Annotated in this window: 27 protein-coding genes and 1 pseudogene; 7 read left to right on the top strand and 21 right to left on the bottom strand. The window is 41.5% G+C overall.

What is annotated here, in order from left to right; genetic code table 11:
* Positions 1-3: 3 nt before the first annotated feature.
* From BT_RS02030 to BT_RS01995, 8 genes are all read right to left on the bottom strand, one after another.
* Positions 4-1,110, bottom strand: coding sequence for a sulfotransferase family protein (locus tag BT_RS02030; RefSeq protein ID WP_008760696.1), 1,107 nt, complete (start codon positions 1,108-1,110; stop codon positions 4-6).
* A gap of 11 nt (positions 1,111-1,121) precedes the next feature.
* Entirely contained in the window at positions 1,122-2,579 is a 1,458-nt protein-coding gene (gene cysN, locus BT_RS02025; RefSeq protein WP_011107258.1) for a sulfate adenylyltransferase subunit CysN, read from the bottom strand.
* Positions 2,580-2,618: 39 nt separating this feature from the next.
* Positions 2,619-3,527: a sulfate adenylyltransferase subunit CysD gene (gene cysD / locus BT_RS02020; protein WP_008760694.1), complete on the bottom strand. Its 909-nt coding sequence runs from the start codon at positions 3,525-3,527 to the stop codon at positions 2,619-2,621.
* Positions 3,528-3,547: 20 nt separating this feature from the next.
* A complete protein-coding gene (cysC, locus tag BT_RS02015) occupies positions 3,548-4,153 on the bottom strand; it encodes an adenylyl-sulfate kinase (RefSeq protein ID WP_011107257.1) in 606 nt (201 codons plus the stop codon).
* 16 nt (positions 4,154-4,169) lie between these two features.
* Positions 4,170-5,723 (bottom strand): SLC13 family permease, encoded by a 1,554-nt coding sequence (locus BT_RS02010; protein ID WP_008766078.1) that lies wholly within the window; start codon positions 5,721-5,723, stop codon positions 4,170-4,172.
* An 11-nt stretch (positions 5,724-5,734) separates the two neighbouring features.
* Complete coding sequence (cysQ, locus tag BT_RS02005; RefSeq protein ID WP_032813481.1) at positions 5,735-6,559, bottom strand: 3'(2'),5'-bisphosphate nucleotidase CysQ; 825 nt, start codon at positions 6,557-6,559, stop codon at positions 5,735-5,737.
* 193 nt (positions 6,560-6,752) lie between these two features.
* Complete coding sequence (locus BT_RS02000; protein WP_008766080.1) at positions 6,753-7,247, bottom strand: SPOR domain-containing protein; 495 nt, start codon at positions 7,245-7,247, stop codon at positions 6,753-6,755.
* Between the two features lie 117 nt (positions 7,248-7,364).
* Complete coding sequence (locus BT_RS01995) at positions 7,365-8,135, bottom strand: SDR family NAD(P)-dependent oxidoreductase (RefSeq protein WP_011107255.1); 771 nt, start codon at positions 8,133-8,135, stop codon at positions 7,365-7,367.
* Between the two features lie 201 nt (positions 8,136-8,336).
* Between BT_RS01995 and BT_RS01990 the strand changes: the two genes are divergently transcribed.
* Genes BT_RS01990 through BT_RS01980 form a run of 3 tightly spaced genes read left to right on the top strand, consistent with a single transcriptional unit; the run spans position 8,337 to position 9,200 of the window.
* Positions 8,337-8,546 carry a YtxH domain-containing protein gene (locus BT_RS01990; protein ID WP_008760688.1) on the top strand — a complete coding sequence of 70 codons (210 nt, stop codon included), beginning with the start codon at positions 8,337-8,339 and terminating at the stop codon, positions 8,544-8,546.
* A gap of 28 nt (positions 8,547-8,574) precedes the next feature.
* Positions 8,575-8,934, top strand: coding sequence for a phage holin family protein (locus tag BT_RS01985; protein ID WP_008760687.1), 360 nt, complete (start codon positions 8,575-8,577; stop codon positions 8,932-8,934).
* An 8-nt stretch (positions 8,935-8,942) separates the two neighbouring features.
* A complete protein-coding gene (locus tag BT_RS01980) occupies positions 8,943-9,200 on the top strand; it encodes a hypothetical protein (protein ID WP_008760686.1) in 258 nt (85 codons plus the stop codon).
* 23 nt (positions 9,201-9,223) lie between these two features.
* On the opposite strand, the gene BT_RS01975 is transcribed toward BT_RS01980, so the two are convergent.
* On the bottom strand, positions 9,224-9,583 hold the full coding sequence (locus BT_RS01975) for a hypothetical protein (RefSeq protein ID WP_008760685.1): 360 nt from the start codon (positions 9,581-9,583) through the stop codon (positions 9,224-9,226).
* 153 nt (positions 9,584-9,736) lie between these two features.
* On the opposite strand from BT_RS01975, the gene BT_RS01970 reads away from it, so the two are divergent.
* The 4 genes from BT_RS01970 to BT_RS01955 all read left to right on the top strand — a co-directional run bounded on the left by BT_RS01970 (position 9,737) and on the right by BT_RS01955 (position 13,409).
* A complete protein-coding gene (locus BT_RS01970) occupies positions 9,737-12,064 on the top strand; it encodes a DUF3987 domain-containing protein (protein WP_011107254.1) in 2,328 nt (775 codons plus the stop codon).
* Positions 12,065-12,322: 258 nt separating this feature from the next.
* Positions 12,323-12,820 carry an HU family DNA-binding protein gene (locus BT_RS01965; protein WP_011107253.1) on the top strand — a complete coding sequence of 166 codons (498 nt, stop codon included), beginning with the start codon at positions 12,323-12,325 and terminating at the stop codon, positions 12,818-12,820.
* A gap of 34 nt (positions 12,821-12,854) precedes the next feature.
* A complete protein-coding gene (locus BT_RS01960; protein WP_008766084.1) occupies positions 12,855-12,956 on the top strand; it encodes a smalltalk protein in 102 nt (33 codons plus the stop codon).
* A 9-nt stretch (positions 12,957-12,965) separates the two neighbouring features.
* A complete protein-coding gene (locus tag BT_RS01955; RefSeq protein ID WP_008760683.1) occupies positions 12,966-13,409 on the top strand; it encodes an N-acetylmuramoyl-L-alanine amidase in 444 nt (147 codons plus the stop codon).
* Positions 13,410-13,481: 72 nt separating this feature from the next.
* Here BT_RS01955 and BT_RS01950 read toward each other — a convergent pair whose 3' ends face one another.
* The 12 genes and pseudogenes from BT_RS01950 to BT_RS01895 form a co-directional block, all read right to left on the bottom strand.
* The gene (locus BT_RS01950; RefSeq protein ID WP_008760682.1) at positions 13,482-13,715 is read right to left on the bottom strand and encodes a DUF4248 domain-containing protein; all 234 of its coding nucleotides are present in this window, start codon (positions 13,713-13,715) and stop codon (positions 13,482-13,484) included.
* An 88-nt stretch (positions 13,716-13,803) separates the two neighbouring features.
* Positions 13,804-16,253: pseudogene (locus BT_RS24885) on the bottom strand (GumC family protein).
* A 12-nt stretch (positions 16,254-16,265) separates the two neighbouring features.
* The gene (locus tag BT_RS01940) at positions 16,266-17,060 is read right to left on the bottom strand and encodes a polysaccharide biosynthesis/export family protein (RefSeq protein WP_011107248.1); all 795 of its coding nucleotides are present in this window, start codon (positions 17,058-17,060) and stop codon (positions 16,266-16,268) included.
* A 41-nt stretch (positions 17,061-17,101) separates the two neighbouring features.
* Positions 17,102-17,548 (bottom strand): WbuC family cupin fold metalloprotein, encoded by a 447-nt coding sequence (locus BT_RS01935; protein ID WP_011107247.1) that lies wholly within the window; start codon positions 17,546-17,548, stop codon positions 17,102-17,104.
* Positions 17,549-17,553: 5 nt separating this feature from the next.
* Positions 17,554-18,543 (bottom strand): MraY family glycosyltransferase, encoded by a 990-nt coding sequence (locus BT_RS01930; RefSeq protein WP_011107246.1) that lies wholly within the window; start codon positions 18,541-18,543, stop codon positions 17,554-17,556.
* A gap of 580 nt (positions 18,544-19,123) precedes the next feature.
* A complete protein-coding gene (locus tag BT_RS01925) occupies positions 19,124-20,218 on the bottom strand; it encodes a glycosyltransferase family 4 protein (protein ID WP_011107244.1) in 1,095 nt (364 codons plus the stop codon).
* A 17-nt stretch (positions 20,219-20,235) separates the two neighbouring features.
* Positions 20,236-20,841, bottom strand: coding sequence for a serine acetyltransferase (locus BT_RS01920; protein ID WP_011107243.1), 606 nt, complete (start codon positions 20,839-20,841; stop codon positions 20,236-20,238).
* A 1-nt stretch (position 20,842) separates the two neighbouring features.
* Positions 20,843-21,949 carry a glycosyltransferase family 4 protein gene (locus BT_RS01915; protein WP_011107242.1) on the bottom strand — a complete coding sequence of 369 codons (1,107 nt, stop codon included), beginning with the start codon at positions 21,947-21,949 and terminating at the stop codon, positions 20,843-20,845.
* 16 nt (positions 21,950-21,965) lie between these two features.
* Positions 21,966-23,117 (bottom strand): glycosyltransferase, encoded by a 1,152-nt coding sequence (locus BT_RS01910; protein ID WP_011107241.1) that lies wholly within the window; start codon positions 23,115-23,117, stop codon positions 21,966-21,968.
* Between the two features lie 208 nt (positions 23,118-23,325).
* Positions 23,326-24,690, bottom strand: a complete 1,365-nt coding sequence (locus BT_RS01905; protein ID WP_011107240.1) for an O-antigen export protein — start codon at positions 24,688-24,690, stop codon at positions 23,326-23,328.
* Between the two features lie 4 nt (positions 24,691-24,694).
* Positions 24,695-25,240 (bottom strand): acyltransferase, encoded by a 546-nt coding sequence (locus BT_RS01900; RefSeq protein ID WP_011107239.1) that lies wholly within the window; start codon positions 25,238-25,240, stop codon positions 24,695-24,697.
* Positions 25,241-25,244: 4 nt separating this feature from the next.
* The gene (locus BT_RS01895; RefSeq protein WP_162303148.1) at positions 25,245-25,853 is read right to left on the bottom strand and encodes an acyltransferase; all 609 of its coding nucleotides are present in this window, start codon (positions 25,851-25,853) and stop codon (positions 25,245-25,247) included.
* Between the last annotated feature and the right edge of the window lie 30 nt (positions 25,854-25,883).

The raw sequence follows: 25,883 nt of genomic DNA, 5'->3' as shown, positions 1-25,883 counted from the left end.
CTTTTATAAATTATAGTTCCATTGTTTCAAAGCAAAATCCCAGTTTTCCTCTACCAATCGAATCGTCCGGTCATCATATTTATACTTATTCTTCTTATATCCCTTCTTGCCGCCGACATATTTTTCGATATCTCCTTGTGCTTCGGCGAAGCCGGGGATAGAAAGTGACTTATAAATATTCTCCGTCATTCCCATCGCATCCGCTTCAAAGTCTTCAAACTTCACTTCGATCAGATTGCCTTCCGGAATGAATTTCTTATCCGATTCATACTTATGATACAGCTTTGCATAAATAGAAAGGATATTCTCCTCCAATTGTTCATTGCTGACATCCTCCAGTTTCAGAGGCTGGATTGTATTTGTAAAGAAACTGCGTGTAGATTCAAATACCGTATACGGATTACGCATCAGGTAGATAAACTTGGCGTTCGGGAACATTTTCACCAATTCTTTCACCCTGCCCGTATGAGGAGGGTTCTTGCTGAGGAATTGCGTACCCTTGGTGTTCCACAAAGAAATCTTGATCAATTTCGTGAATACCTCTTCAAACACTTTCAGTTCTTTGTCCGTGATATCATCAAACAGCAGATACTTGTCCGCATATTCCTGTTGATATTTCGGCAGGAACCAGAAATTATAATAGGTATACGGCATCATGTTCGACAATGCAAACTCTTCCTCCTGCGGAAGATCCACTGCCAGCTCCATATTATCCGTCGGACGCTTGTCCGGCATCAGCCAGCTCATATTCTTCTTGAAGAAAGGCTGTCCCCACATCATCAGATGCGGGAATACGGTCTGATAAGTTGTGTTATACCCAAAATGCTTGTCGCAGGAGAACACGTTATGTACAAAAGTAGTTCCACTCCGCCAGTGTCCCAGAATGAATACCGGATCATGTTCCAGCGGCTGATTGGCCAACAACTTTTCGTAGCGTTTATCCTGCAATGCAGCCAACGGAGAAAGCAGGCGGCACACCGCTTTCGTCAACCGGTACTTGCCTTTATAAGCAGCATCAATATCACGGCCGGCAGTGATTGCCTTAAACGTTTTCCAGTCGGCACCTACCAACGTATTAATCGGAAGTTTATTAAATTCAAGTAATCCCATCGTTCTACATTTTATTTAATCACTTTTATGGAGAGTCCCTGGCGTTCCAGTTCCTTCACGACTTTTTCTATGGCGGCGTGATGTTCCGGGGCAATGTCCAGTTTCGACAAATCCAGTACGGGGATGTCATCCGTGGCAGCCATATCTTTCATTTCCACCCGGTCGATAATCATACCTACGGCAGAGGTATTATTCGTAATCGGATCGATCAGGATAAAAGAACCGCAAGATTTATTCTTTTTATAAGGATCGAAGAAAAGCTCCTTGGCAGTAGTCAGCACAACACGGGCGATCTGATTGAGCTGCAATGGCAAATTGTCCTTTGTCAGTTGTCCATTGTCAATGGAAAGATGCTCCATCGTGTTGACATCCACTTTATATTTGATCGCGTCGATGCGGGTACGGCTCAAATTGGTAGTCTGCTTGATAAAGAACGATTTATTGATGTCCATCGGTTCTTCATCCATCCATACCATCATCGCTTCGAAGTTGCGGTCAACGATCGGCAAGTTGTCCGGATGCACCAGCATTTCACCACGGGATACGTCGATTTCGTCTTCCAACGTCAGTGTAACCGACTGCGGCGGGAAAGCGTAATCCAGTTCGCCGTCGTATGTCACGATACTCTTCACCTTGGAAGTCTTTCCGGAAGGCAATGCCATCACTGTATCTCCCTTGCGGACAATACCCGATGCCACTTTACCGCAGAAACCACGGAAGTCAAGGTTCGGGCGCAGCACATACTGCACAGGGAAACGGAAATCCGTGAAGTTATGATCATTATCGATATGAACCGTTTCGAGGAAGTCCAGCAAAGAGATTCCTTTATACCATGGTGTGCGTTCGGACTTATCCACAACGTTGTCACCGTCCAAAGCAGAAAGAGGAATACAGTTCACATCCGGAATACCCAGCGGTTCTACGAATTTCTTGTATTCCGATACAATCTCGTCGAACCGTTCCTCGGAGAAGTCCACCAGGTCCATCTTATTGACTGCCAGCACCACGTGCTTGATGCCCAACAGAGATACCAGAAAAGTATGACGACGGGTCTGGGTAATCACACCCGTACGGGCGTCTACCAAGATAATTGCCAGATTGGCCGTAGAGCCACCGGTAATCATATTACGTGTATACTGTTCGTGTCCCGGAGTATCCGCAATGATAAACTTACGGCCGTTGGTAGAGAAGTAGCGGTAAGCCACGTCAATCGTAATTCCCTGCTCACGCTCCGCTTTCAAGCCATCGAGCAACAAAGCATAGTCTATATGTTCGCCTGCATTACCTACACGCTTACTGTCACGTTCCAATGCATCCAGCTGATCTTCGTACAGTTTCTTACTGTCAAACAACAGACGTCCGATCAAAGTCGATTTTCCGTCATCCACCGAACCGGCAGTCAACAGTCTCAGCAAGTCTTTCTGTTCGTCTTTATCCAGAAAGGCCTTTATATCCAGCTTATTATCCATTTCCAACTTTTAGTTTTTTAATCATTCATTTTTAATTGCTTAAAAATACCCTTCACGTTTCTTCTGCTCCATGCTGCCTTCCTGGTCAAAGTCGATCACACGGGTAGTACGTTCGCTCTTGGTAGTCGTCATCATCTCTTCCACGATCTCTTCGATGGTAGCCGCACCGCTCTCTACTGCGCCCGTCAACGGCCAGCAGCCCAGAGTACGGAAACGCACCATCTTCATTTCGATCTGATCACGATATTTTTCCGGCAGACGGTCGTCATCCGCCATGATGATATTACCATCCAGATTGATCACAGGACGTTCCTTGGCATAATACAGCGGAACGATCGGAATATTCTCCAGACGGATATACTGCCAGATATCCAGCTCCGTCCAGTTGCTGATCGGGAACACACGGATACTCTCACCTTTGTGTACACGGGCGTTGTAGATATCCCACAATTCAGGACGCTGGTTCTTCGGGTCCCACTGGTGGAATTTATCACGGAAAGAGAAGATACGCTCCTTGGCACGTGACTTTTCTTCATCCCGGCGCGCGCCGCCGAATGCAGCGTCAAATTTATATTTATCCAGCGCATGCAGCAATGCCTGAGTCTTCATCAGGTCCGTATGTACCTTGCTTCCATGCGTGAAAGGTCCTACCCCTGCATGAAACGCTTCCATATTACTTTCCACAATCAGGTTCCAGCCATGTTTCTTGGCATATTCGTCGCGGAACTGGATCATTTCCTTAAACTTCCACTTCGAATCGATATGCATCAACGGGAAGGGAACTTTTCCCGGATAAAACGCTTTTTCAGCCAAGCGCACCATCACCGAAGAATCTTTTCCGATGCTGTACAGCATCACCGGATTCTCAAATTCCGCCGCCACCTCGCGGATGATATGAATTGACTCGGCTTCGAGTTCTTTCAAATGGCTCAGTTTATATTCTTCCATCTTTTTTGAAATTTCTTCATTTATTTCTTTTCTATTTTCGGCAACACCATCTCCAGCAGGCGGTTGACCGATTCTTCCAGACTCAGCTTCGAAGTATCCAATGCCAGGGCCGGATGTTCGGGCACCTCAAACGGTGCGGAAATTCCGGTGAAATTCTGAATTTCTCCCTTGCGCGCTTTGGCGTACAGTCCTTTCACATCCCGCTTTTCACACTCTTCCAGCGGGGTGCTTACGAAAACTTCCAGGAAATCATCTTTTCCGATAATATTCGCTGCCATTTCACGGATATCATTATTGGGACTGATAAATGCCGCAATCGTAATGATGCCGCTGTCCAAAAACAACTTGGATACTTCGGCGATACGACGGATATTCTCTACACGGTCAGTTTCGGAGAAGCCCAGATTATTGTTGATACCGCTGCGGATATTGTCTCCATCCAGAATACGGCACAGCAGTCCGCGCTTATGGAGTTCACGTTCCAATGCAATCGCAATCGTACTTTTACCTGATCCGCTCAGACCTGTAAACCAGATCATCACGCTATGCTGTCCCAGAAGTTCTTCTTTGTCCTCCCGCGTCATCATGCGGTCAAAAATCGGATATATATGATTTTTTTCTTCCATTTATAGAATATATTTATTAAAAGTTCCAGATCAACGGGATCAGGATCACAGAGATTAAGAAAGTGATGATATTGAGCGGCAGACCGATACGGACAAAATCCGTAAACTTATAGTTGCCGATACCTTGCACAATCAAATTAGTCTGATAACCGATCGGTGTGGAAAAGCTGGCAGACGCAGCCATACAGATCACGACAAAGAAAGGTGTCGGACTTACGCCCAACTGCGCCGAGATGGACAGTGCCAACGGGAATGCCAGAGCCGCAGCCGCATTGTTCGTGATCAGTTCCGTAAACAAATTCGTGATGACAAACAATATAGCAAGTAATACATGCGGTCCGTAATCGTCACTCAAACCGATGATAAATCCTGCCACACAATCGGCCACACCGGAGTTCACCATAGCCTTGCTGATGGCAAATGCGCAGGCAATCGTAATCAGAATATCCCACGAAATATATTTGGTATACTTACGGGCGGGGAAAATATTGGTCCACGCCATGATAATAGTAGTAATGCAGACAAAGAAAAACATATCCAGCTTGATATCGGGAAACATCTCTTTGGTTGCCGGCAGTTCGCCCACCGTAGCACCGACAATCATCAGTACCAGCAAGATTAGCGCCAACCAGCGCTTCTTCTTTCCCGAAGTATCCGGATCATTGCCGTTGGTAAGCAGCACGAATACCGAAGATTCTCCCCAAGTCGGGATAAACGTATCATCCGCCATCACCACAAGCGTATCACCCTCACGGAGCACTACATCCTCCAGATGATCGACATAGCGCTGACCGTTACGTGTTTTAATCTCTTTCACTTCCGCACCATAGTGACGCTGGAAATTGAAATCACTCAGTTTCTTGTTGATACCGGGGAAACGGGCTCCCAATACAGCTTCTACACGATGCAGCTTCTCTCCTTCCTCCACTTCTTCATCGGGCACAGCCGTATCCGGACGTGCATCGGGCAAGAGCCGTTTGGAGAAAATGAAAAGATATATGATACCGGCAATGGCAATAAAGATGCCGACCTTTCCCAGTTCGAACATGGTGAAGCCTTCATAGCCGGCTTCCAGAATCATACCATGCACTACCAGATTGGTAGAAGTGCCGATCAGCGTACAGATACCGCCGAGGATAGTCACATAAGAAAGGGGAATCAGGAACTTGGTGGCCGGAAGTTTTACCGATTTCGCCCAATGCTTGATGATCGGGGCAAAGATGACTACCACCGGAGTATTATTCAGAAAGGCAGAAATGAATGCAACAGACGGCAGGATACGCAGCTGCGCTTTAAACACCGTCGTCTTCCCCTGCGGAAGCAGTTTCTTGATCACTTGCCCTAATGTACCCGACTGACGGATACCTTCACTAACCAGGAATAACAAGGCGACGGTAATCATTCCTTTATTACTGAAACCTTCGAGCATTTCCTTCGGAGTCAGAATGCCGACGCACAGAAATAAAACCACTACCGAAAAGAGCACCATGCCCGGCCGCATCTTATCCGCGATCAGGGCAGCCATCATTCCTAATAAGGATAATAGTACAAATACAATTTCAAATGTCATATAAACATTAATTAGCGTTCTCTTTTTGCTTCAACGATAAACCACGGATTCAGCAGATCCTCTTTGTTATATCGCAAAGGTTCCTCCTTCCCTGCCTGATATACTTCCATCCCTGCGGCACGGGCTATCGCATGTCCGGCAGCCGTATCCCATTCCATCGTCGGAGCAAAACGCGGATAGACATCCGCCTTTCCTTCGGCAACCAGACAGATTTTAATGGAACTTCCGCTTGATATCAGTTCCACATTGCCGTGTTTCTTTTTTAAGTCTGCAATATATGTTTCAGTTTCAGGCGTCAGGTGTGAACGGGAAGCGACAGCAATAAAATGGTCGCGCGCATCCGCCAATGGCATCCGTTCCGATTTCTCAATCATCTGCTGTAAGGTCACTCCCTCGTCTTCCAGACCGACAATGCCGGAACACTTATAGGCACCTGTCCCCTCCACTGCAAAATAAAGTTCTTTTTTTACAGGCACGTAAATAACACCCATTACAGGTACAGCGTTCTGCACCAAAGCTATATTTACCGTAAATTCTCCGTTACGCTTGATGAACTCCTTCGTTCCGTCCAGCGGGTCTACAATCCATAAAGTATCCCAGCCTCGCCGCACTGCATAGTCCATATGCTTTCCTTCTTCACTAAGAACCGGAAAAGGAGTTTCATTCAAAATGGCCACAATCGCCTCGTGGGCTTTCCTGTCTGCTATCGTTAAGGGAGAGTTATCCGCCTTCCTCTCTATTTCAAAATCCGACTTCGGATCTTCATAGATAGAAAGGATTTTTTCACCCGCTTTCAACGCTGCATCGATAGCAGCCATTACATATTTCTGTTTCATAATGACAAAAGTAAAAACTTTATTTACGAAAAAAGTTTCCCACCTGCTATTTATAACTTCTTTTAGTAGAATGATAAAAATTTCTAAAAAACGAATTTACAATGTGTAACAAAAAAGCAGTAACTTCCCAGTTACCGCCTTCTTATTTCGGGAAAACAGGTTATCCATCCCGATATATATTACCAAAAAGAAATCAATAAATACGATACAGCAACCAAGCTCCCTGGAAGTCTGTACGACTCGGGTATTTAGCCTTGAATGCGTCACGTGCATCGACAGCAGCCGCTTTGTCAGCGAATGAGCTTACAATCACACGGTACATTGCTTTTTCCGCATTGAATGCGATTGTTGCGTTGTAACCTTGTCCGTCCAACCAGTCTTTCAAGCCTTCAGCATTCGCTTTCACACCGAAGCTGCCTACTACTACGCTGTAATCCTTCAATCCGTCGGTACCGGAAACGACTGTCACCTTTTCCTGACGAACGCCGGTTGTATCTGTAGCCTTAGGTGTTGTCACAGGAGCTGCAACAACCGGAGTCACTTCTACCGGAGCTTCCACCTGCGGTTCTGCCAATTCTTGCTGTTTTGCTTTTTCGTAAGCTTTTTTATAGGCGCTTTCACTGGATTTACAAGATGCAAACGCAAGCACCATGCATACTCCCATTCCTAATACGACCAATTTTTTCATATCCAATATTCTGTATTTAATTAATAATTCAATAATCTTGTTCGTTCACATTTAGTTTTCGGGCAACAAAATAATAGAAATTTTATCATCCGGCAAAGAAAATGAGCGAAAAAACGTCTATTCTGCCTTCTTCTTATAAGAAATAGTGCCCGTTGCCTGATAAGTCGGCATCAAAAGCACCTCTGCAATCTGAATATGCGCAGGAGCCGAGGCAGCATAATATACCGTTTCGGCAATATCGTCTCCGGTCAGCGGGCGGATTCCCTTGTAAAAATTATCAGCCGCCTGCTTGTCACCACGGTAACGGACCACTGTAAAGTTTGTTTCCACCATGCCCGGTTTGATATTCGTCACCCGCAGCGGCGTATCCACCAAGTCTATCCGAAGTCCGTCCGAAAGTGCCTTCACAGCAGCTTTGGTGGCGCAGTAAACACTGCCTCCGGGATAGGCGGCATCTCCGGCGATAGAACCTATATTAATAATGTGTCCGCATCCCCGTTCCACCATGCCCGGAACTACCAGACGTGTCATGGCGAGCAAACCTCTTATATTCGTATCGATCATGATATCCCACTCGTCCAGACTACCTTCGAACTCTTTGTCCACTCCGATCACCAGTCCGGCATTGTTAATCAATACATCAATCGATTTCCATTCTTCCGGCAACGCTTCTAGTGCGGCGGCAGCCTGTTTCCGGTCGCGAACATCAAAAGGCAACACATAGACCTGTATTCCATACTCTTTTTCCAGTTCAGCCTTCAGTTCTTCCAGCTTCGACACTGTACGGGCATTCAAAATCAGGTTCCATCCTTCCTTAGCAAATTTACGGGCGCATCCTTCGCCGATTCCGCTGCTCGCTCCGGTTATAAAAACAATCTTCGCTTTCATTATGTTTTGAATTACAATATTGAATGACAAAAGTACGCCTTAAGTCTCATTTGTTAGTCCAAAAGTCTAGTTAAATAAGATTAAACCATAAAAGAAATCAAGAATGATAAAAAGGAAGTACTTTTTTTCTGTTTTTGCGAACAACCTTTGGAGAAAAATGTTATATTTGTTGTATCATAATCATTTTAAACAGTATAAATTATGAAAGGATTAAATGTATTAGCAGCTTTTCTGGGTGGTGCAGCCGTAGGTGCAGCCCTTGGTATTTTGTTTGCTCCTGAAAAGGGAGAAGATACCCGTAATAAGATCGCAGAAATTCTTCGTAAAAAAGGAATCAAGCTGAACCGCAACGAAATGGAAAATCTCGTTGACGAAATCGCAGCTGAAATTAAAGGAGAAATAGGAGAATAAGTAAGTAAAGGACTAAAACAGAGCGACCATGTTTGCAGACGATAAAAGTATTGAGAACTTTCAACAGTTGTTTTTTGAGTTCAAAAAGTATCTGGAACTTCAAAAAGAATACACCAAGTTAGAGTTGACGGAGAAGCTGACCATACTTCTTTCAACGTTAATCATGATTGTAATACTTATCATCCTTGGCATGGTAGCCCTGTTTTATCTGTTATTTGCCTTGGCTTATGTATTGGAACCTCTGGTAGGCGGACTTATGGCAAGCTTCGCTATCATTGCCGGCATCAATATACTGATTATGGCTTTAGTCATTATTTTCCGCAAACAGCTTATCATCTCCCCGATGGTAAACTTCCTCGCTAACTTGTTTTTAACCGATTCAAAATAAATGAAGTTATGAGTGCGCAAACACCTGCCAAAATTACATTAGAAGAGATCACCCAACGCAAAAAGAAGCTCTTGAATGAAATTCAGGCTCAAAAAAGAGCTATGACGGCCACCACCCGCGAAATATTCTCGCCTCTTGCACCCGCTGCCAACAAAGCGGATTCGCTCATGCGTTCGTTCAATACCGGCATGGCCATCTTTGACGGAGTAGTTTTGGGTATCAAGATCATGAAAAAAATGCGGACGTACTTTAGAAGACTAAGATAGCAATCCGGGTATGACAAGAAGGATCAGACCCCTACCCCGTCCCATCTCATCACTACCACCCATTCTGCCGGCTGTCCGTTTCCGTAAAGCCGATGTGGAATCGTACCGATCACTAAATCACAATGGGCTGCAAATACATTCTTCAATTCCTTCAGCAGTGCATTCAACAGAATTTCCAGATGTATCTCATCCATGATACAGCTGACGACACGCACGTACTGATAAACGTGTAAATCCTTCCCCTGCCGCATGGCACTCACATCCCTTCCGGAGATATGCAACTCATCTTCCAGAAAAGAATACGAAATCGATTTGTCGATATTCATCAGGTTCACTACCATACTTCCCAAAAATTCATAAGGTCCATGATTTTCTTTTGTCATGTTTACTCTTTGTTTAAAATTTAATAAAAAATAGATATATATTTGGTTATTCAATCTGTTTCAACCTATGAAACAAGTTCTAATTCCCCCTCCTTTACCTTTGCACCCGCTATCCCGATAGTGGGATATACAATCATAAAACATCAAAATCAAATGCAAGTACTCGAAGAAATTAAAGTTTCCGTTTACGAAAATGTGTATTCCAAAAAGCCTAAAATCATGTCTTTCCTCGAAGTCATCTTTATGTGTATTCATCCGGTTTATGCTTCCATCATCCAATCCATCCGGCGGTATCATCAGGAAGGCGACCATGAAGCCGCCCAAAAACTAAAAAGCCAGCTCCCCTGCTTCACTCCTGCCGGCACCTTCGACGGAGCGCATGCCATCCGAAATTTCCAGTTGCCCAGTCACATTATCGGACTCGACTACGACCACGTTCCCAATCGGCTGGAGATCATCCGTCTTTGCGCTGCCGACCCTCATACCGTAGCTGCTCTGGAAAGCCCTACGGACGGCGTGAAAATCTTCGCCTATGTGGAAGGCATCGAAGGCCGTCACCGGGAAGGGCAGTTACTGGTCAGCCGTTACTACGACCAGCTGACCGGGCTCACCAGCGATCCCGCCTGTAAAGACGAAAGCCGCCTGTGCTATTTCACCTATTCACCGGACGGATACGTAGCCAGTCTCTATCAGTCATTCGTTCTGGAAGCAGCTGTGGAAACACAACCGTTCCAGCCGACAGCAGAAAACCTCCCCTCTCCTCCGCTACCTGCAAAAGCAAACGAAACCTCCGAGAACTTCTCGGAAGAGGAAGTCAGCTTGTTCCTTTCGTCCTACATTTTCTTAAATCCATTGACCGCCGGGCAACGACACACCAATCTGTTTAAACTCGCCTGCGAAGCTTGCCGGAGAAGATATTCGCAAGAAAGCATATTACGCGGGATTACGGTTTATTTTGAGCACTCCGACTTTCCCGCACAGGAAATCAGGAGCATCCTACAATCTGGTTACCAAAAAGTTACCTCTACTCCATCCGTCTCCGCCTCTCCGCTTTGCTCTTCTCTTCATAAGGACAAAATGACAAAAGTGACATATAGCCCATCCGAAAACGTCTATGAAGCAGATGAAGCGTATTGGCAAGGCGAAGAATTCAGAAAAGAAACGCCCTGTTTTCCCAAAAGCGTGTACAAATATCTGCCCGATCTGCTGAACGAATGTATCCTCGAAGAGGAAGGTGATCGTGAACAGGATCTTTCCTTTCTCTCCAACCTCACCGCATTGAGTTCCGTACTGCCCGGCACATTCGGCATCTATAATCACAAAAAGTATTCTCCCCATTTCTACAGTTTCGGCATTGCCCCCGCCGGGAGCAACAAGAGCATTGCGCAAACAGGACGTTATCTGCTGGAAGAGGTCCACGACTGGATACTTTCCAATAGCGAACTTCAGCAGAAAATTTATAACCATAAGTACACCCAATGGAAGCTGGACTGTACTTATAAGAAAAAGGCACATGAAGAGTGTCCCGAAGAACCGGAAAAACCAGCTTACAAAATGCTTTTTCTCCCTGCCACTACCAGCTACAGCCGTATGCAGATCCAAATGCGGGACAACGGTCCGCAAGGAAGCATCATATTCGATACCGAGGCGCAGACGCTGGCTACAGCCAATCATCTGGATTGCGGTAACTTTGACGATATGCTCCGCAAGGCATTCGAGCATGAAAATATCGATTCCGCTTTCAAGATCAATGGCTTAACCCCCATTTATATCCGTTTTCCCATGCTTGCCATGTTCCTCACCGGCACCCCGAGTCAGATGGCTTCACTGATAGAGACTTCGGAAAAAGGACTTCCGAGCCGTATCATGCTCTACACTTTCCGCAGCATTCCGAAGTGGAAGCCCATGGGAGATGACAGTATCTCGCTCGAAGAGTCTTTCAAACCGCTGGCACATCGTGTCTTCGAGCTTTATCATTTCTGCAAGAATCATCCTGTATTGTTTCACTTCAGCCGTTCTCAATGGGATTATCTGAATCATACGTTTTCTAAGCTGCTTGCCGAAGTGGTTCTGGAAGGTAACGATGACCTTCAGGCCGTTGTCAAACGGTATGCCTGTCTTGTGATGCGCATCAGCATGATCCAGGCACGCATCCGCCAGTTCGAGGCGAATGATGGCGCACCGGATATCTATTGTGAGGATGTAGATTTCGAGCGTTCTCTCCAGATCGTTCTCTGCTGTTATGAGCATAGCAGGCTATTATTGTCTTCCATGCCGTCTTCCCAGCTCCATCCGTTGAAAGATCCGAACAGTACACGGAAGTTCATCGGCGAGTTGCCAGAAACATTCACTACCGAAGATGCAATGCAGATCGGCGTAAAATACGATTTCAGCCACCGCAAGATCAGCAGGCTGATAAAATCGTTCATTGGCGTCAAAATCAATAAGATATCTCATGGAAAGTATCAGAAGATCTCATAAAATAGTCCTATCTGTCATTTTTGTCCTTTTGTCCTTTTGAAGACTCTCTGAAAACATTGGGAAGTTTGAAAAAACCTTCTCAATGATCGGATGCAAACATTGGGAAGATTCAATACAATCTTCTCAATGTTTTTTCCTTTTATCAGTGCGTCTGTGTGCGTCACTGCACATCACGGGCACTTGCCCATGTAGTATCTTTGTTGTGTAATCGGTTACAGGTAATAAGTATTAAGTAATAAGTATTAAGTATTAAAAATTATGGCACAGAATTATGTTGTTATGGCTCGCAAGAACCTGTTGAAACCTAGTGAAGCTCCCAAGTATTATGCAGTGGCACGTAGCGGACGGAAAGTGACCGTCAAGGAGGTCTGCAAACGTATTACCGAACGTTCGTCTTATTCAAAAGGCGAGTTGGAAGGTTGTATCGGAGAGTTTCTGCTCGAAATCGTCAATGTACTGGATGAAGGGAATATCGTTCAGATGGGCGATCTGGGGAATTTCCGCATGAGTCTTAAGACGGCAACGGCTACCGCAACGGAGAAGGAATTCAAGGCATCGTGTATCGAGAAAGGTAAAGTGCTTTTCTATCCGGGAAGTGATCTCCGCAAGTTGTGTAAAACACTGGACTTTGCACTGTATAAGAGTGACGGTAAGCCCGATTCGGGAGACGAACCGTTGCCGGACGATGGTAAGGGCGATCAGCCCGGCGGTGGTTCAGGTGACGATGGCGATGAAGCTCCGGACCCGACTGTTTAATCAATCATTATTTACTATTAAAGATTAAAATTGTATGAAAAAGCAAGTTTGGAAGAATATTCTTCAGTTCATTGTGACAATTGCAACGTCTATCATTTCTGCTATCGGGGTAACGTCCTGTACGGCTCATCTGTAATACATCCGCATGGAAAGTTCTAAAGATGAGTATCTCCCGAGAGAGATTAAGTTGTTGGTGATTCATTGCAGCGCTACGCGCTGCAATGTTTCCTTCCCTGTAGAACGGCTTCGAGAATGTCATTTGCAACGGGGTTTTCGTGATATTGGCTATCATTTTTATATCACCCGGGACGGAGTTCTTCATCATTGTCGTCCCGTCTCCGAAATCGGTGCCCATGTGCGTGGATTTAACAGGCATAGTATCGGGATTTGTTATGAAGGCGGGCTGGATGAAAATGGCAGACCGGCGGATACGAGAACTACGGCACAACGCTTTGCTCTGCTCGATCTGTTGACGATTCTCAAGCATCAGTATCCGGAGGCGCAGATAGCAGGACATTATCAGCTGAGCGCTACGATCCACAAGGCATGTCCTTGCTACGATCCGAGAAAAGAATATTCAGGATTATAAAAAAACTACGGGAGATGGCGAAAGTGCTGCCTCCCGTAGTTTTTTTGTTGAATGAATAAAAAAGATTTGGGGTTACAAATCTCCCGGCTTACCCAAATAGTAGGTGATTAACCTTACTTCCCGCACAGAAAAAGCTTTCGTTTTCGGATGAAAATCCGTAGAAAGTATCTCATCCATTAATGGTTGACATCTACGCATCCAGCGACGAAGTTTATTTACTGAAGCGCGAACAGTTATATCAGGGAAATACATTTGGGCTAAGTCTTGTTTATTGTAGCATTTCACTACAAAATCAGGTTGATTCATTGTATCTTTATGCTTGGTTTATAAGCAATAAAGATACAAAATTATTCACCCATTTCCTACGCTTTTTTCATATTTTATTTCAAATTTACTAGTCTTTTCTTTCACTTTTGGTCTGACCATATCCATAGCCGTAACCATAACGTTTACCATATCCATAATGCTTGCCATACTTACCGTAGCCGTAGTAATAACCGTATTTTCGCTTCTTCAGGTCTACGCCGTTAATGACAGTACAAAGATTAGGCAGCTTCTTCTCAAAAGACAGTTCATTGATCAATGTATATTCCGCCTTATGAGTGTAGTCAGCACGGCATACATAAACTGACAAGTCTGCTACACGACCTATTAATAAGGTATCCGTCACCATGCCGATAGGAGCAGTATCAAGGATGACATAATCGAAGTTCTTCTTCAAAGTTTCTATCGCTCTGTCCAAACCGTTACGGGCTAACAATTCTGTCGGATTAGGAGGAACAGTACCACCCGGAAGAATAAACAGATTCTTATTTACATCAGAAGGCTGAACAAGTTCCATCAAATCCGTTTCAGGATTGGAAAGATACTGAGTAATACCTCTCTCCTTATTAGAGAGCTGGAATACTTTATTCAACCCCGGCTTACGAATATCGAGTCCGACAATCACCACTTTCTTTCCCAAAAGAGAAAGACTGATAGCCAAATTCGACGAAACAAACGATTTTCCTTCACCACTGACAGTTGAGGTCACAAGGATCACCTTCTGATCATTATCTAGCATAAACTGAAGATTGGTCCGAATATTACGGAAAGTTTCACTCATCAGATTATTCTTGTTCTCGAAGACAGCGATAGAGCCATTCTTATCATTCTTCTCATCAGTTAATGGAATATCACCGACAACAGGAACACTCGTTAGTTTCTCCACATCGGCACGACCTTCGATCTTGAATTTCGTCAGTTCAATCAAATAAATGATGCCAACCGGAATTCCAACACCAAGCATCAATGCAATCAAATAGATCATAGAGCGTTTGGGGGATACCGGAATATCGTCAGCTATCGCTTCATCAATGATCTTCGCATTATTCGCAGGGGCAGCAAGCGCAATAGCATTCTCTTCACGTTTCTGTAACAACATCAGATACAATCCTGCTTTGATTTCTTGCTGACGGGCAATACTCACATAAGCACGTTCCTGTCCCGGAGCGTTGCTGATACGACGAGAATAGCGGCTCGCTTCACGGTCAAGGCTCTCTTTGGTGATCATCAACCCCTGCAAGGTTCCTTCAAGAGTAGCCTGTACATTAGCTTTCATAGCACGGATACTCGTATCCAAGTTAACAATAGCAGGGTTATTCTCTGTTGATGTACGCAGCAGGCGTTTACGCTCAATAAGCATTTCGTTAGTAGCGTTCAATGGCTCCAGATCAAAGCAGCATCCTGTAAACCCACATTGCTCGGCAATACTTCGTATTCATTGCCTCTCAGATACTTGCGCAAGTCATTCACCAAACTGATTTGAGTACGGTTCTCCACACTTTTCTTTTCATATTCAGCATTACCAGCCAAGGCAATCTGAGCTTCACTCGACAAATCCGTTATACCGGCATCACGCTTGAAAGTTTCTAAATCTGCTTCTGTACTTCCCAATTCTTTTGAAATAATACTAATACGTTCATCAATAAATTCAGCTGTTTTCTGAGCAATTTCGTTTTTATCATTATTCGTATTGCGATTATACATCTCCAGTAATTGGTTGATAAAATCCTGCCCACGTTGCAAACTAGAATTTTTTAACGAAATCACGGCCACAGAAGTAGTTTTAGAAGTAGGTGCAATAGACAGACTGTTACAATATCCTTTTGCCACTCTCATCGGTTTGTTGATAGTCGCAGTTATATGACGTACGTTCTTCTCCATCCGAGGAACTTTCGTCCCATCCTGCAAAGCTACCGAATCAGCTTCCTGAAAGAAAGCCAACGTACCCTCATCAGTCGGGAAGATAGCAGGCAGCTTCTCAAAATGCTTCTGATATCCCTTCTCACCTATAGTAACATTTACATCCATACTACCTTTAGGCTGTAGTGTCATTTCCACTACCATTGGAGAACTTAGTTTCTCAGCCTCCTGAGGTGTCAAACTTACTTGTACCGGAGACGTCTTATACAAACCTTTAGCAGGAAAATCATCCTCATCTGTATAAGTTATATACAGGTTTAATTGATTAACAACCTCTTTTACAAGTGTTTTCGAACGCAAGACCTCCAGTTCATTGTCAATATTCTTAGAAGAAGTCATCACCCCACTTAACCCCATATCCTCCAATTCCGAGGAAAGTCCGGTACCTCCGCCTTTCTTCTCATCTTTTATCAGAACAGTGGCTGAAATATTATAAATAGGAGTAGCCCAGTGCAGATAAAACCATGCACCAACAAGACATAACAACACTGCCCCTATAAACCAAGGCCAATGAATAATATATTTAAAAAGCAATGCCCGGAAATCGATCTGCTCCTCAGCTATTTGACGTTCCTTTCCATTTTGATTTTCTTCCTTCATAACTCTCCCTTTCTATTTTAAAATATTAAACAACAAACTGGCAATAGAGACAAGGATGGAAGTAGCAGAGAACCAAAGGCTTGTACTGTTTCCGACATCTGAATTTCGTGCTTTCGCCTTATTGGGAGTCACATAGATGATATCATTCTGTTGTAAATAATAATAAGGAGAGAGAATAGTCCCCGCTTTATTCAGATCTAACGGAATAATTTCCTGCTTTCCATTAGCATTCTCCCGTATTAACTTAACATCATCACGTAGACCGTATACAGTCATATCACCAGCCATAGCCAGAGCTTCCAAGATGTTCACTTTCTCATTGGAAATCGTAAATGTACCGGGACGGGCAACTTCTCCGATCACGGAAATCTTATAATTCACCATACGTACTGTCACAATAGGTATCTCCTTAATATAAGGTTTCAGTTTTTCCACAATCATCTGTTCAGTTGCTTTCTTAGTCAGTCCACCAACATGCAGTTCACCCAATACTGGGAAATTGATATTACCGTCATTATCAACCAGATATTGCTGCAGAACAGGCTGGGTGGTTGTAGAACTTAAATTGGTATTACCCTGCGTAGCTACCGTCAGATTGAAGGGTGCCGCCAGTTCAGGACTAGTACACGATACTACAATGGTTAACAAATCCTTTGGCATAATCTTCGCATCATACAGCTGTGCGTCCTGAGTACTATATAATACCACTTCAGCATCCTGCAAATAAGGTACTTTTTTGTAAGACTGACAGGCTGTTAACAGAAAAGCCGCCAATACGTAATAGGCTAGTTGTTTTATTCTCTTCATATATTTCTATTATTTTTTATTCTATCTTTATTAAAACTCAATCACTTTTTATCTGTTGTATTTCCAAATTCATTATATGCCCCGTCTTTTGCTTCAAAAATAACAGAAGGCTCTATAACATTTATCGTATGCCACGCCCCTGCAGGTATTTGGATACCGAATTTACCTTCTGCAGGAGACAGTACTTGACGTGAAACTTCTTTAAAACTTTTTTGTCTTATCACATCATCACAACAGGAAGTTGCCTCATGAACGTATTCATTCACTTCTTCATAGATAATTTCTTCTAATTTACCTACAAGACATATTACAGTTTCCGCCGTCTTTTCATGCCGATGAATAGACACTTCTGTTTGTGGTTGCAAGGCGTTGAGCATACGTTGGCTGGTGTCGGCAGATGAAGTACGCAAGTCGAAGTTCTGACGCAAACGTGGATTCTCCATAGCCTGTTCCAATAATTTTCCCAAAAATTCTTTATCAAATTCCATAACTATTATTTTTTCAATGATGCGAGATATTCCTCATGTAAATGGTAGTATTTTTTCATAAACAAGATGTAAGTAATAGTTAATACAACCAATGTAATAACCAAATACAGCCAGTGAGCAAGCACTGTATTGGGACAGAGATAAATAAATCCAAGAGAAATCAATAACTGCATAACCATATACAGAGATGTCACCTTTACATGTCCAATCTTTAATTCATTAGCCATAATCTGATAGGCGTGCTTACGGTGTGCCTCGCCCAAATTCTCGTGCAACATAATACGATGTGCAATAGTTAGACAACCATCCACACCATATACTAATAAAAATATCAGCCAAGTAATATCCGTAGTCTTGATTATCACATTACCCAATAGAAACAGCATGATAAAGGCAATGCCGATAGAGCCAACATCCCCGGCAAAACATCTAGCCTTACCTCGCGGCCGGAAATTGAAAAAACAAAATACCAGTGAAGCGAGAATCGTAGATATAATCAAACTCTGTTCAACAAAAACGCCATTCATATTTACCAATGCCAACGTGACCAATACAGCTAAAGCATATCCTGCCGTAATACCATTGATTCCATCCATAAAGTTTATTACATTTGTCGCACCCACATATATTATTAGCGACAGTAGTATTATCCACCACATTGACCAATGCAATATATCCAACTGATAAAAAGCCATTGACGCAGCTACAAACTGTGCCACTAACCTCACTGAATCCGGTAATGAATGAATGTCATCTACGAAACTTACGCCTGCCACCAATGTTAGTCCTGCTAAAAACCAAGGATATTGGAACCCGAAGAACGCACTCCAAACCCATGCATTGATCAAGAAGAGTATGCCACCACCACGCAATACAATCGTAGAGTGCGATGACCGTTCATTGGGTTTATCAATAATATTACACTTATCCGCAATACGAAAATAGACGATTTCTACAACGAAAAGTAAAATGAATATAATAAAATATGTTATCATAAAATATAATATCGGAATATATCTAATAGTCGTCCAATTTTGACATATAGCGCACGGTAAAGCGCTTCTCAGTACAATCTACACAAAAACATCAAAATGGACATTGATTTTTCAACTTTATTTCACACCTATTATTATCGGTAAGAGATTTCTATAATCCCAACATCACAATACTATTTCTTTTAAAATTTTCTTGCAGAACTCCAAAACTGAGGTACTGTTAATTCTACTAAAGGTACAGAAGAAGAACTTTTCTTATCTACTGTTGAAGCAATAGTAGGAATACCCTTCACTTGTACTGATACTAATTTATAATGTATATCCTTGTACCATTTGTAACACAAATTATAGTAGCACTTCATTGCGTATGCAAAAAGATTGTAAGGACTCTCCCTGGGGACTACTTCCACTTTATTGGGGATAAATAAGTTTTTAAAATCAGTTGAACTATATATAATGTTATCGTTTTTTATTCGATAGCGAAGACCTACATTTTATGATTCTAAGTCAAGATGACAAAATTGGACATTTTCAATTCGCTATATCAGTTTGCCTAATAATTTCACAAACGCTTTTTCGCTTAGCACTTTGTCACTTCATCCAAATATGCCTTCACAACAATCTGGCGGTCAAACTCCCGTTCCACCTTCTCGCGGGCTACCTTGCCCATGGAGGCTTTTTCTTCAGGTGAAAGCTGAATGAACTTTTCAATCTGACGAGCAAGATCTTCACCATCTCCCGTATTGAAGAGATAACCGGTTTTACCATCATCAATCACATCCATAGTTCCATTGATCTTTGACCCGATGCATATTCTTCCTGTAGCAGATGACTCAAGCAATACATTAGGAACACCCTCACCTCCATGAGAAGGCAGAATGGTACAATGGCACTTCTCAATCCATTGATCAATATCTTTACGGAAACCGATATACTCTACTGAACCAGTCTTCTGAGCTTCCTCTACCAACTTCATATACTCCAACTGCTCATTCCAACCTGCAATGTAGAACTTTGTATTTGGATACTTTTTCTTGACAATCTCAGCAGCTTGCAGATACTGATCTATGCCTTTAAGTTTCATTACACGACCGATGAAGAGGAAACGAATTTCGTCACCCTCCGGTAGTGGCATGAATACATGCTGCTGAAGATTACAACCTGATCCCGGGAGCATTGCATAATTCTCTCTTATGAGACCTTCTTTAATGAAGAAGTCTCTATCACCCGTATTCTGAAAGAATACCTTATAACACTTCTTGATACTTAGCTTATAAAGTACTTTACAAATAGTGCTAACAATACTTCTCTTCAAGAAGGTTTCCCCTGTTCCTGTAATGTTACATACCTGCTTATACTTTCCGTTGCTTGCTATAGTACCATAGATATTTGGTTTGATAGTATAGCTGAAGATAATGTCTGGATTCACCAGTGGAATCATCTTCTTATAGAAGTAAATAAGCTTCAAATCCTTCATTGGATTTACTCCACGGCGGTCAATTTCAGTCTCTACAATATGGCATCCAAGGTCTTCAAAATACTTGTTCTCCTCACTCTTAGGAAGTGAAAGGTATAGTTCATGACCTTTTTTCACCATCTCTTTTATCATCTCCTTACGAAACGAGTAAAGAGTAATAAAGTGGTTTGCCAAAAAAAGGATTCTTTTCTTCTCCATTATTTGTGCATTTCTGATTATTCAATTGTTTTAATCACTCGACAAGGATTACCTACTGCTACACTATTGTCAGGAATATCCTTCACGACGACGCTACCGGCCCCAATGATGACATTATTACCGACAATCACACCTCCTATAATGGTTACATTCACACCAAGAGTAACATTATCTCCAATCACCGGACGGTTATCATTATCACCATCTGCTTTATTACCCAGTGTAGTAAGATGACGACATGAGAAGTTCTTACCGATGCTCTTCGCGTTAATCTCACATGCGAAAGGATGGGCGAAATACGCACCTTCACCAATCTTTGTAGTCTTCGAGATAACAAAAGATCTATCACCTAGTCTCCACCAACCGATTAACGCACCTACTACAGCACCAACTCTATGGTAGAAGAGATTGCGGAAATAGCGGTCAGTATGGATGTAGTACAAGAACATCAAGCACTTGTTCATTCGGACTTCGTTCTTCTCTTTACGTCTCTCCAGATCTGCATTGATGGATTTTCTCAAACTATTTTTGAAGAGATAAAGAAAAATATGAGGAATATATAGTCCAAAAAAGAGGAGAGAGAATGTCAATCTACCTATATCACGAATCTTTCTCTTGTTCATATTATTTAAAGATTTGTTCGAATGAATTTCTGTATTCACGATAATCAAAAACAGTACAGTTTTTACAGGCTTCCTTCATTTGGATAATTTCGCTTGGAGAGAGTTTCGAGATTAACCCAAACACATCATCCAACGAGTGACTATCATCTACCACAAAACCGTTCTTTCCATCCTTTAAATAATCACTGATGTTGCTTGTCAATGTCGCAATGACTGGAGTACAGCATGTTATGGACTCCACAAACTTTGTTGGGAAACCAGCATTGTTCTTAAGGTTGCTATCTCTAATCAAGAACTGAAAATCTGCATCTTGAACAGCTTTCACAGTCTCCGTATGTGGCAAGCGTCCATGGAAAAGTATATTCTTACAATCCTTCGGTAACTCTCCATACCCAGACACATACTGCCCTTCTGTCATGCCAATCACGTCAAACTGCATATTGGGGAACTTCACGATAGCTTTGGCAATGGTATCTAGCCTGTCCTTCACACCAAATCCGGCACTGCCCGCATACACTAGTTTGATTTTATCGCCAGCAGACAACTCTCGTTGACGATTCCATTTTCCTGCAGTCAGATCTACTGTTGGTGGCACCAAAATAGTGTTCGTATACTTCTTGTAATAGTCATATAGGTATCGACTAATAGCAATCACACCATCCATCTTCTTCACACAATAACGCATTCGAAGGTTGATATCAATCTTCCTCATCATATCACTTGGACTCCACCTGTTATTACTTTCCCATTCAGTCAAGTCGTGAACCACCTTGATTCCGTGCTTGTGACAAGCCTTCAGAATCTTGAGAGACGCTATTGCTGGGAAATTATAGAGAACTACATAATCAGGTTTTCTGCCAAGAATTATCTTAATACTGATGAATGTGCAAATCTGATGTATCCATTGTTTTATTCCTATAGGATAAGGTACAGGAGTACTCACAAAACCATCTACAACAGCCAGTGCATTCTTGATGTCTTTCGAAATACCAATGAATGAGACTTCAAAACCCATCTCGCGCAATAGTTTTGCATTTGCCACCACACGTTGTGCTGCAGCATTTTTGTCCGGAAGTTCAAAACCTCCGAGGTATAGAACTGTTTTCATTGTTATTGTCTTCTCGTTACACGTTATTAAGCAATGATTTGAACTGCTCTTTCACTATAGCATTATTATACTCGTAATGCGAAATACTTTCTTTTGCAGCTTGATATTTATTCGGATGTGACAGCAGATCAAATATTACATTTCCAATCTGTTCTATTGGTGTTATAAAACCGTTCACTCCGTTATCAACAAATTCTTGCGCTGCAGGGAAGTCTGTTGTCACAACTGGTACCCCTAATGTCCGAGCTTCAGCCAAAGTGTAGTTAAAAGTCTCAGATGATGAAAGACATCCTAATAATCGACTTCTTTTTATATAAGGATAAGGGTTTGGATACTGACCTGCCAAAATTACAGATTCTTCAAGGTGATACTTCTTAATTTCACTTTGAAGTAATTCATATTCTTTTGTATCTGCTATACCTCCCACAATGTGCCATGTGATATTCAATCCTTTCTTTCTTATCTCATCAGTTATTGAAGGAATTTTTGAAAATCTCTTTATTGGATCAATACGGCCGACAGATATTACATCAATGCTATCATGTCTCTTCTCGGGTATTTTACATTCTGATTGATTTTTTACTTGATTAACATCTAATCCATTCATAACCATATGGAGCTTACTTTTTTGTGAAGGATCGGTGCGAATAAAATCATTTTTGGCCGTATTTGACACACACACTATTTTATCAATATTATTATATGACTTAATGTTCGTTTTACTTTCTAACCCTATAAGGCGACTATAGATGGAATGTATCCAAGCGATTTTAACTTTTGCATTAGTCTGCGATACAAAGTATGTAGCATAACCCTCTTGAAAACCAATAACTGCATCATAATTGCTGCAATCCAGTCTATTTGCCATTCTCTTCAACATCATCGGGGCAAGATCAATTCCTATTTTCGACAAAAAATCCTTCCCTAATTTCGCAATCACCCTTTTCTTTGGTTGTCCATATACATCACCTTGGATGGTCTGTGACTGTGGCTTCCGTTTATCTAAAACATTAGCATATTTTCCTATGAAATCATAAGCATCCCCTTCGTTGACAATTGCTTTTACTGAAATGTTATAATCAGAATGAACCAACAATAGAAGATTTTTAAACGAGGTCATCGTACCTCCATATCTGTAAGATGGGAGTATAAAAAGAATATTGTTCATGGGTTATATCTAACGTTGATTAAGTGTCTGAATTTTAAAAGAATTTCCCCCGAAAAATTATTAAACATTCTTCTGAAACACCAATTATTCAGGATATTGATGCTAATTTATGCAGAAATATATTCGACTATTAAATCGAGTTCGAAAGAAACTACTTTAAAATTGTATCATAAAAAAAATTCTCCATCGCCTCATTTTAAGAATTATTCTACCTATGATTAATATTTAAATCCAATTCTGTCAGCAATCTTTTAATATACATTGGCTGTATCAAACAATATGGCAATAGTCCAATACCCGTGGCCCACATAACAAGTTCCCACCGTTCTGTGAAATTTGATATTACCACTATAAGTATAATCTTTGTAATTACCGCAACTAAATATAACCAAAATTGTATTTTCAATTTACCTAATCCTGCAACGATTGTAGATTGAATTGCAATCCATATCGTAATAACACCATACAATGCAAACGATGTTGCCGTAAAATAGTCAATAGTAATTGAATTTCCTTTCAACCATAAATTAACAAGAGGTTGTAACACTGGGATTATTGCAATCTCCAAGATGATACATGCAAATGCAATGAAATATAAAAACTTTTGTATCTTAATAATCCAACTATATTTTTTCTCTGCATATGCCTTGGTTATGGCAGACCATAGTGGCGCCATAGATAAAAGGAGTAAGCTACCAACAAGTGAAAAAATTCTAAAATACACCTGATAATTTACAGTATCTTCAGGATGGAAGAATTTTGTGATGAACCATTCGTTTGTTACTGTTATTATCATATATAAAATCTGAATTAAAAAAAACACAACACCTAAGCCGAGTACTTTATTGGATGCTGCTTTATTGAAATATCGAATAGATGGTCTACAATTCTTTAGCTCAGAAAATAAGAAAATCCAAATTGTAGCAACAACAAAGGGAATATTAATCAAAATAGCATAAGCATAGGATATTAGTTTAAGTTTTTCCTCCACAAGATTATCTGGCTGAACAACAAATAAGAATGCAACAAGCAACACACTCGTCACCAAATGTATGAGATTATTTATAGATGCCAGTTGTAAAGAAAATAACATTCCCCTAACCAAATGCAAAAAGAAAGATATTAACAGACCTATAAGTGTAACTCTTATACAATTCATTAGTGAATCCGCAAGTATCACACTATCAGATATGTTAAAAAACGAATTCCAATCTATACAAGGAAGAAAAATGTAAAAAACAACAGAAATAAATAGTGTCAATGCACCCAAGACTAAATAAGACGAGGATATTAAACGCTTACCTTCTTCATAATCTTTATTTGTTAGCGCTACTGTTAAATGATTTCTCAAGCCATTACCAATACCTACATCAAAAGAGAGAATCCAGTTAAGAACAGATAATATGGTAAACCAAACACCAAGCACTGCATTATCGTTAAAATATGATATATATAACGGTAATGCAATAAGATTAACAATAAGACCCAAACCCTTTATTATAAATGCACCCAATACATTTATAACGATACTTTTATTATTTTGAATCTTAGTTTTGATATTGTGATATGTCATTATGTTATTTTTTTCTATAACCAATTATTTTTGCTGGCGTTCCAACAACAATTGCATTCTTAGGAATCTCACAATTTACTAATGTTTGTGCACCAATTACTGCACCATCGTTAATCTTTGCACCTTTGAGAATCATACACTGGGCAGCAATCCATACGTCATTTCCTATAACAATACCTTCCTCAGCCACTTCATCTGCTTGATCTTGTATTAATTGGCCATCTTTTGTCCCGTGATTAGTATCAATTATATAGCACTGACCGGCAATCGAAGTGTTATTACCAATAGTCACCCCCTTTTTAGAGAATATTACCGTATTCATGCCAATTTGGACACGATTTCCTATATTAATATTTGTGCCCCACAAGTATGCTCCAGAGAAAAAAGTAACATCGTGCCCCAGGGACACAGCCGTTGCATTGAGAAATACTTCTCCTTTAACTCTTGGTTCACTTTTGCAATCTACATGTGTTGATATGTACGCTTTTTGCATACGCAGTAAAAGAGATCTGCGTATTGAATAGAATATTGATAGAATTCTTTTTAGCATATTCTTATCCCTTCTGATATTTTTCAAAAAAATCTTCTAGCTGTTCCTTTGTATATCTCTCCTCTTCTGGATATAGTATAGCCTCATGCTCCAAAATCTGATTAATTGTCCAATAGAATTTGATGTGCTTAGCAGGAGTACCACCAACTATAGAATAAGGAGCCGTAGATTTGGATACTACAGCACCTGCTGCAACTGTAGTACCACGTCTAACTGTTACCCCCATCAAAAGTACAACTCTGGTACCAATCCAACAATCTTCCTCAACAATTACATCTTTATCTACAAGTTGCTTATCTGCCTCTGTTATCGTTCTATAAAAACGACCAATACGGCGTTCATGATTTCCTGTAATAACAGTAAGCCCCTCAGCGGCACCAGAGTGTTTCTTCATTATGAACTTTGCATTAGGCGCCATAATTAGGGCATCTTTAATACCTGTATCTTCATACAAATACACATTCTTGGCCCCCTTAATAACCAACGGCTTTACAAGAGAAGCTGTTGGCGAACAATGCCCTAACCGCTTTCTATAATTAGTGAAATATTCTCGTTTTAGAGCACTTATTCCTTTTAACAAGTACTCTTTGAGATTTGCATAAACTTTATTCATAACATAAATTAACATTCAAATACCAATCGT

It is taken from the genome of Bacteroides thetaiotaomicron VPI-5482 (assembly GCF_000011065.1).
GTDB lineage: Bacteria > Bacteroidota > Bacteroidia > Bacteroidales > Bacteroidaceae > Bacteroides > Bacteroides thetaiotaomicron.
The sequence above is the reverse complement of the archived record's forward strand: the minus strand, read 5'-3'. Positions and strand labels throughout refer to the sequence as shown.

Coding starts and splice junctions, on each gene's coding strand:
- BT_RS01940 (WP_011107248.1), bottom strand. CDS start 17,060: ATGAAGAGAATAAAACAACTAGCCTATTACGTATTGGCGGCTTTTCTG.
- BT_RS01935 (WP_011107247.1), bottom strand. CDS start 17,548: ATGGAATTTGATAAAGAATTTTTGGGAAAATTATTGGAACAGGCTATG.
- BT_RS01895 (WP_162303148.1), bottom strand. CDS start 25,853: ATGAATAAAGTTTATGCAAATCTCAAAGAGTACTTGTTAAAAGGAATA.
- BT_RS01910 (WP_011107241.1), bottom strand. CDS start 23,117: ATGAACAATATTCTTTTTATACTCCCATCTTACAGATATGGAGGTACG.
- BT_RS01990 (WP_008760688.1), top strand. CDS start 8,337: ATGAAAGGATTAAATGTATTAGCAGCTTTTCTGGGTGGTGCAGCCGTA.
- BT_RS02000 (WP_008766080.1), bottom strand. CDS start 7,247: ATGAAAAAATTGGTCGTATTAGGAATGGGAGTATGCATGGTGCTTGCG.
- BT_RS02030 (WP_008760696.1), bottom strand. CDS start 1,110: ATGGGATTACTTGAATTTAATAAACTTCCGATTAATACGTTGGTAGGT.
- BT_RS01930 (WP_011107246.1), bottom strand. CDS start 18,543: ATGATAACATATTTTATTATATTCATTTTACTTTTCGTTGTAGAAATC.
- BT_RS01960 (WP_008766084.1), top strand. CDS start 12,855: ATGAAAAAGCAAGTTTGGAAGAATATTCTTCAGTTCATTGTGACAATT.
- BT_RS01995 (WP_011107255.1), bottom strand. CDS start 8,135: ATGAAAGCGAAGATTGTTTTTATAACCGGAGCGAGCAGCGGAATCGGC.
- BT_RS01950 (WP_008760682.1), bottom strand. CDS start 13,715: ATGAATCAACCTGATTTTGTAGTGAAATGCTACAATAAACAAGACTTA.
- BT_RS02010 (WP_008766078.1), bottom strand. CDS start 5,723: ATGACATTTGAAATTGTATTTGTACTATTATCCTTATTAGGAATGATG.
- BT_RS01920 (WP_011107243.1), bottom strand. CDS start 20,841: ATGAACAAGAGAAAGATTCGTGATATAGGTAGATTGACATTCTCTCTC.
- BT_RS01975 (WP_008760685.1), bottom strand. CDS start 9,583: ATGACAAAAGAAAATCATGGACCTTATGAATTTTTGGGAAGTATGGTA.
- BT_RS01925 (WP_011107244.1), bottom strand. CDS start 20,218: ATGGAGAAGAAAAGAATCCTTTTTTTGGCAAACCACTTTATTACTCTT.
- BT_RS01900 (WP_011107239.1), bottom strand. CDS start 25,240: ATGCTAAAAAGAATTCTATCAATATTCTATTCAATACGCAGATCTCTT.
- BT_RS01955 (WP_008760683.1), top strand. CDS start 12,966: ATGGAAAGTTCTAAAGATGAGTATCTCCCGAGAGAGATTAAGTTGTTG.
- BT_RS01915 (WP_011107242.1), bottom strand. CDS start 21,949: ATGAAAACAGTTCTATACCTCGGAGGTTTTGAACTTCCGGACAAAAAT.
- cysC (WP_011107257.1), bottom strand. CDS start 4,153: ATGGAAGAAAAAAATCATATATATCCGATTTTTGACCGCATGATGACG.
- cysN (WP_011107258.1), bottom strand. CDS start 2,579: ATGGATAATAAGCTGGATATAAAGGCCTTTCTGGATAAAGACGAACAG.
- cysD (WP_008760694.1), bottom strand. CDS start 3,527: ATGGAAGAATATAAACTGAGCCATTTGAAAGAACTCGAAGCCGAGTCA.
- BT_RS01985 (WP_008760687.1), top strand. CDS start 8,575: ATGTTTGCAGACGATAAAAGTATTGAGAACTTTCAACAGTTGTTTTTT.
- BT_RS01965 (WP_011107253.1), top strand. CDS start 12,323: ATGGCACAGAATTATGTTGTTATGGCTCGCAAGAACCTGTTGAAACCT.
- BT_RS01970 (WP_011107254.1), top strand. CDS start 9,737: ATGCAAGTACTCGAAGAAATTAAAGTTTCCGTTTACGAAAATGTGTAT.
- BT_RS01980 (WP_008760686.1), top strand. CDS start 8,943: ATGAGTGCGCAAACACCTGCCAAAATTACATTAGAAGAGATCACCCAA.
- cysQ (WP_032813481.1), bottom strand. CDS start 6,559: ATGAAACAGAAATATGTAATGGCTGCTATCGATGCAGCGTTGAAAGCG.
- BT_RS01905 (WP_011107240.1), bottom strand. CDS start 24,690: ATGACATATCACAATATCAAAACTAAGATTCAAAATAATAAAAGTATC.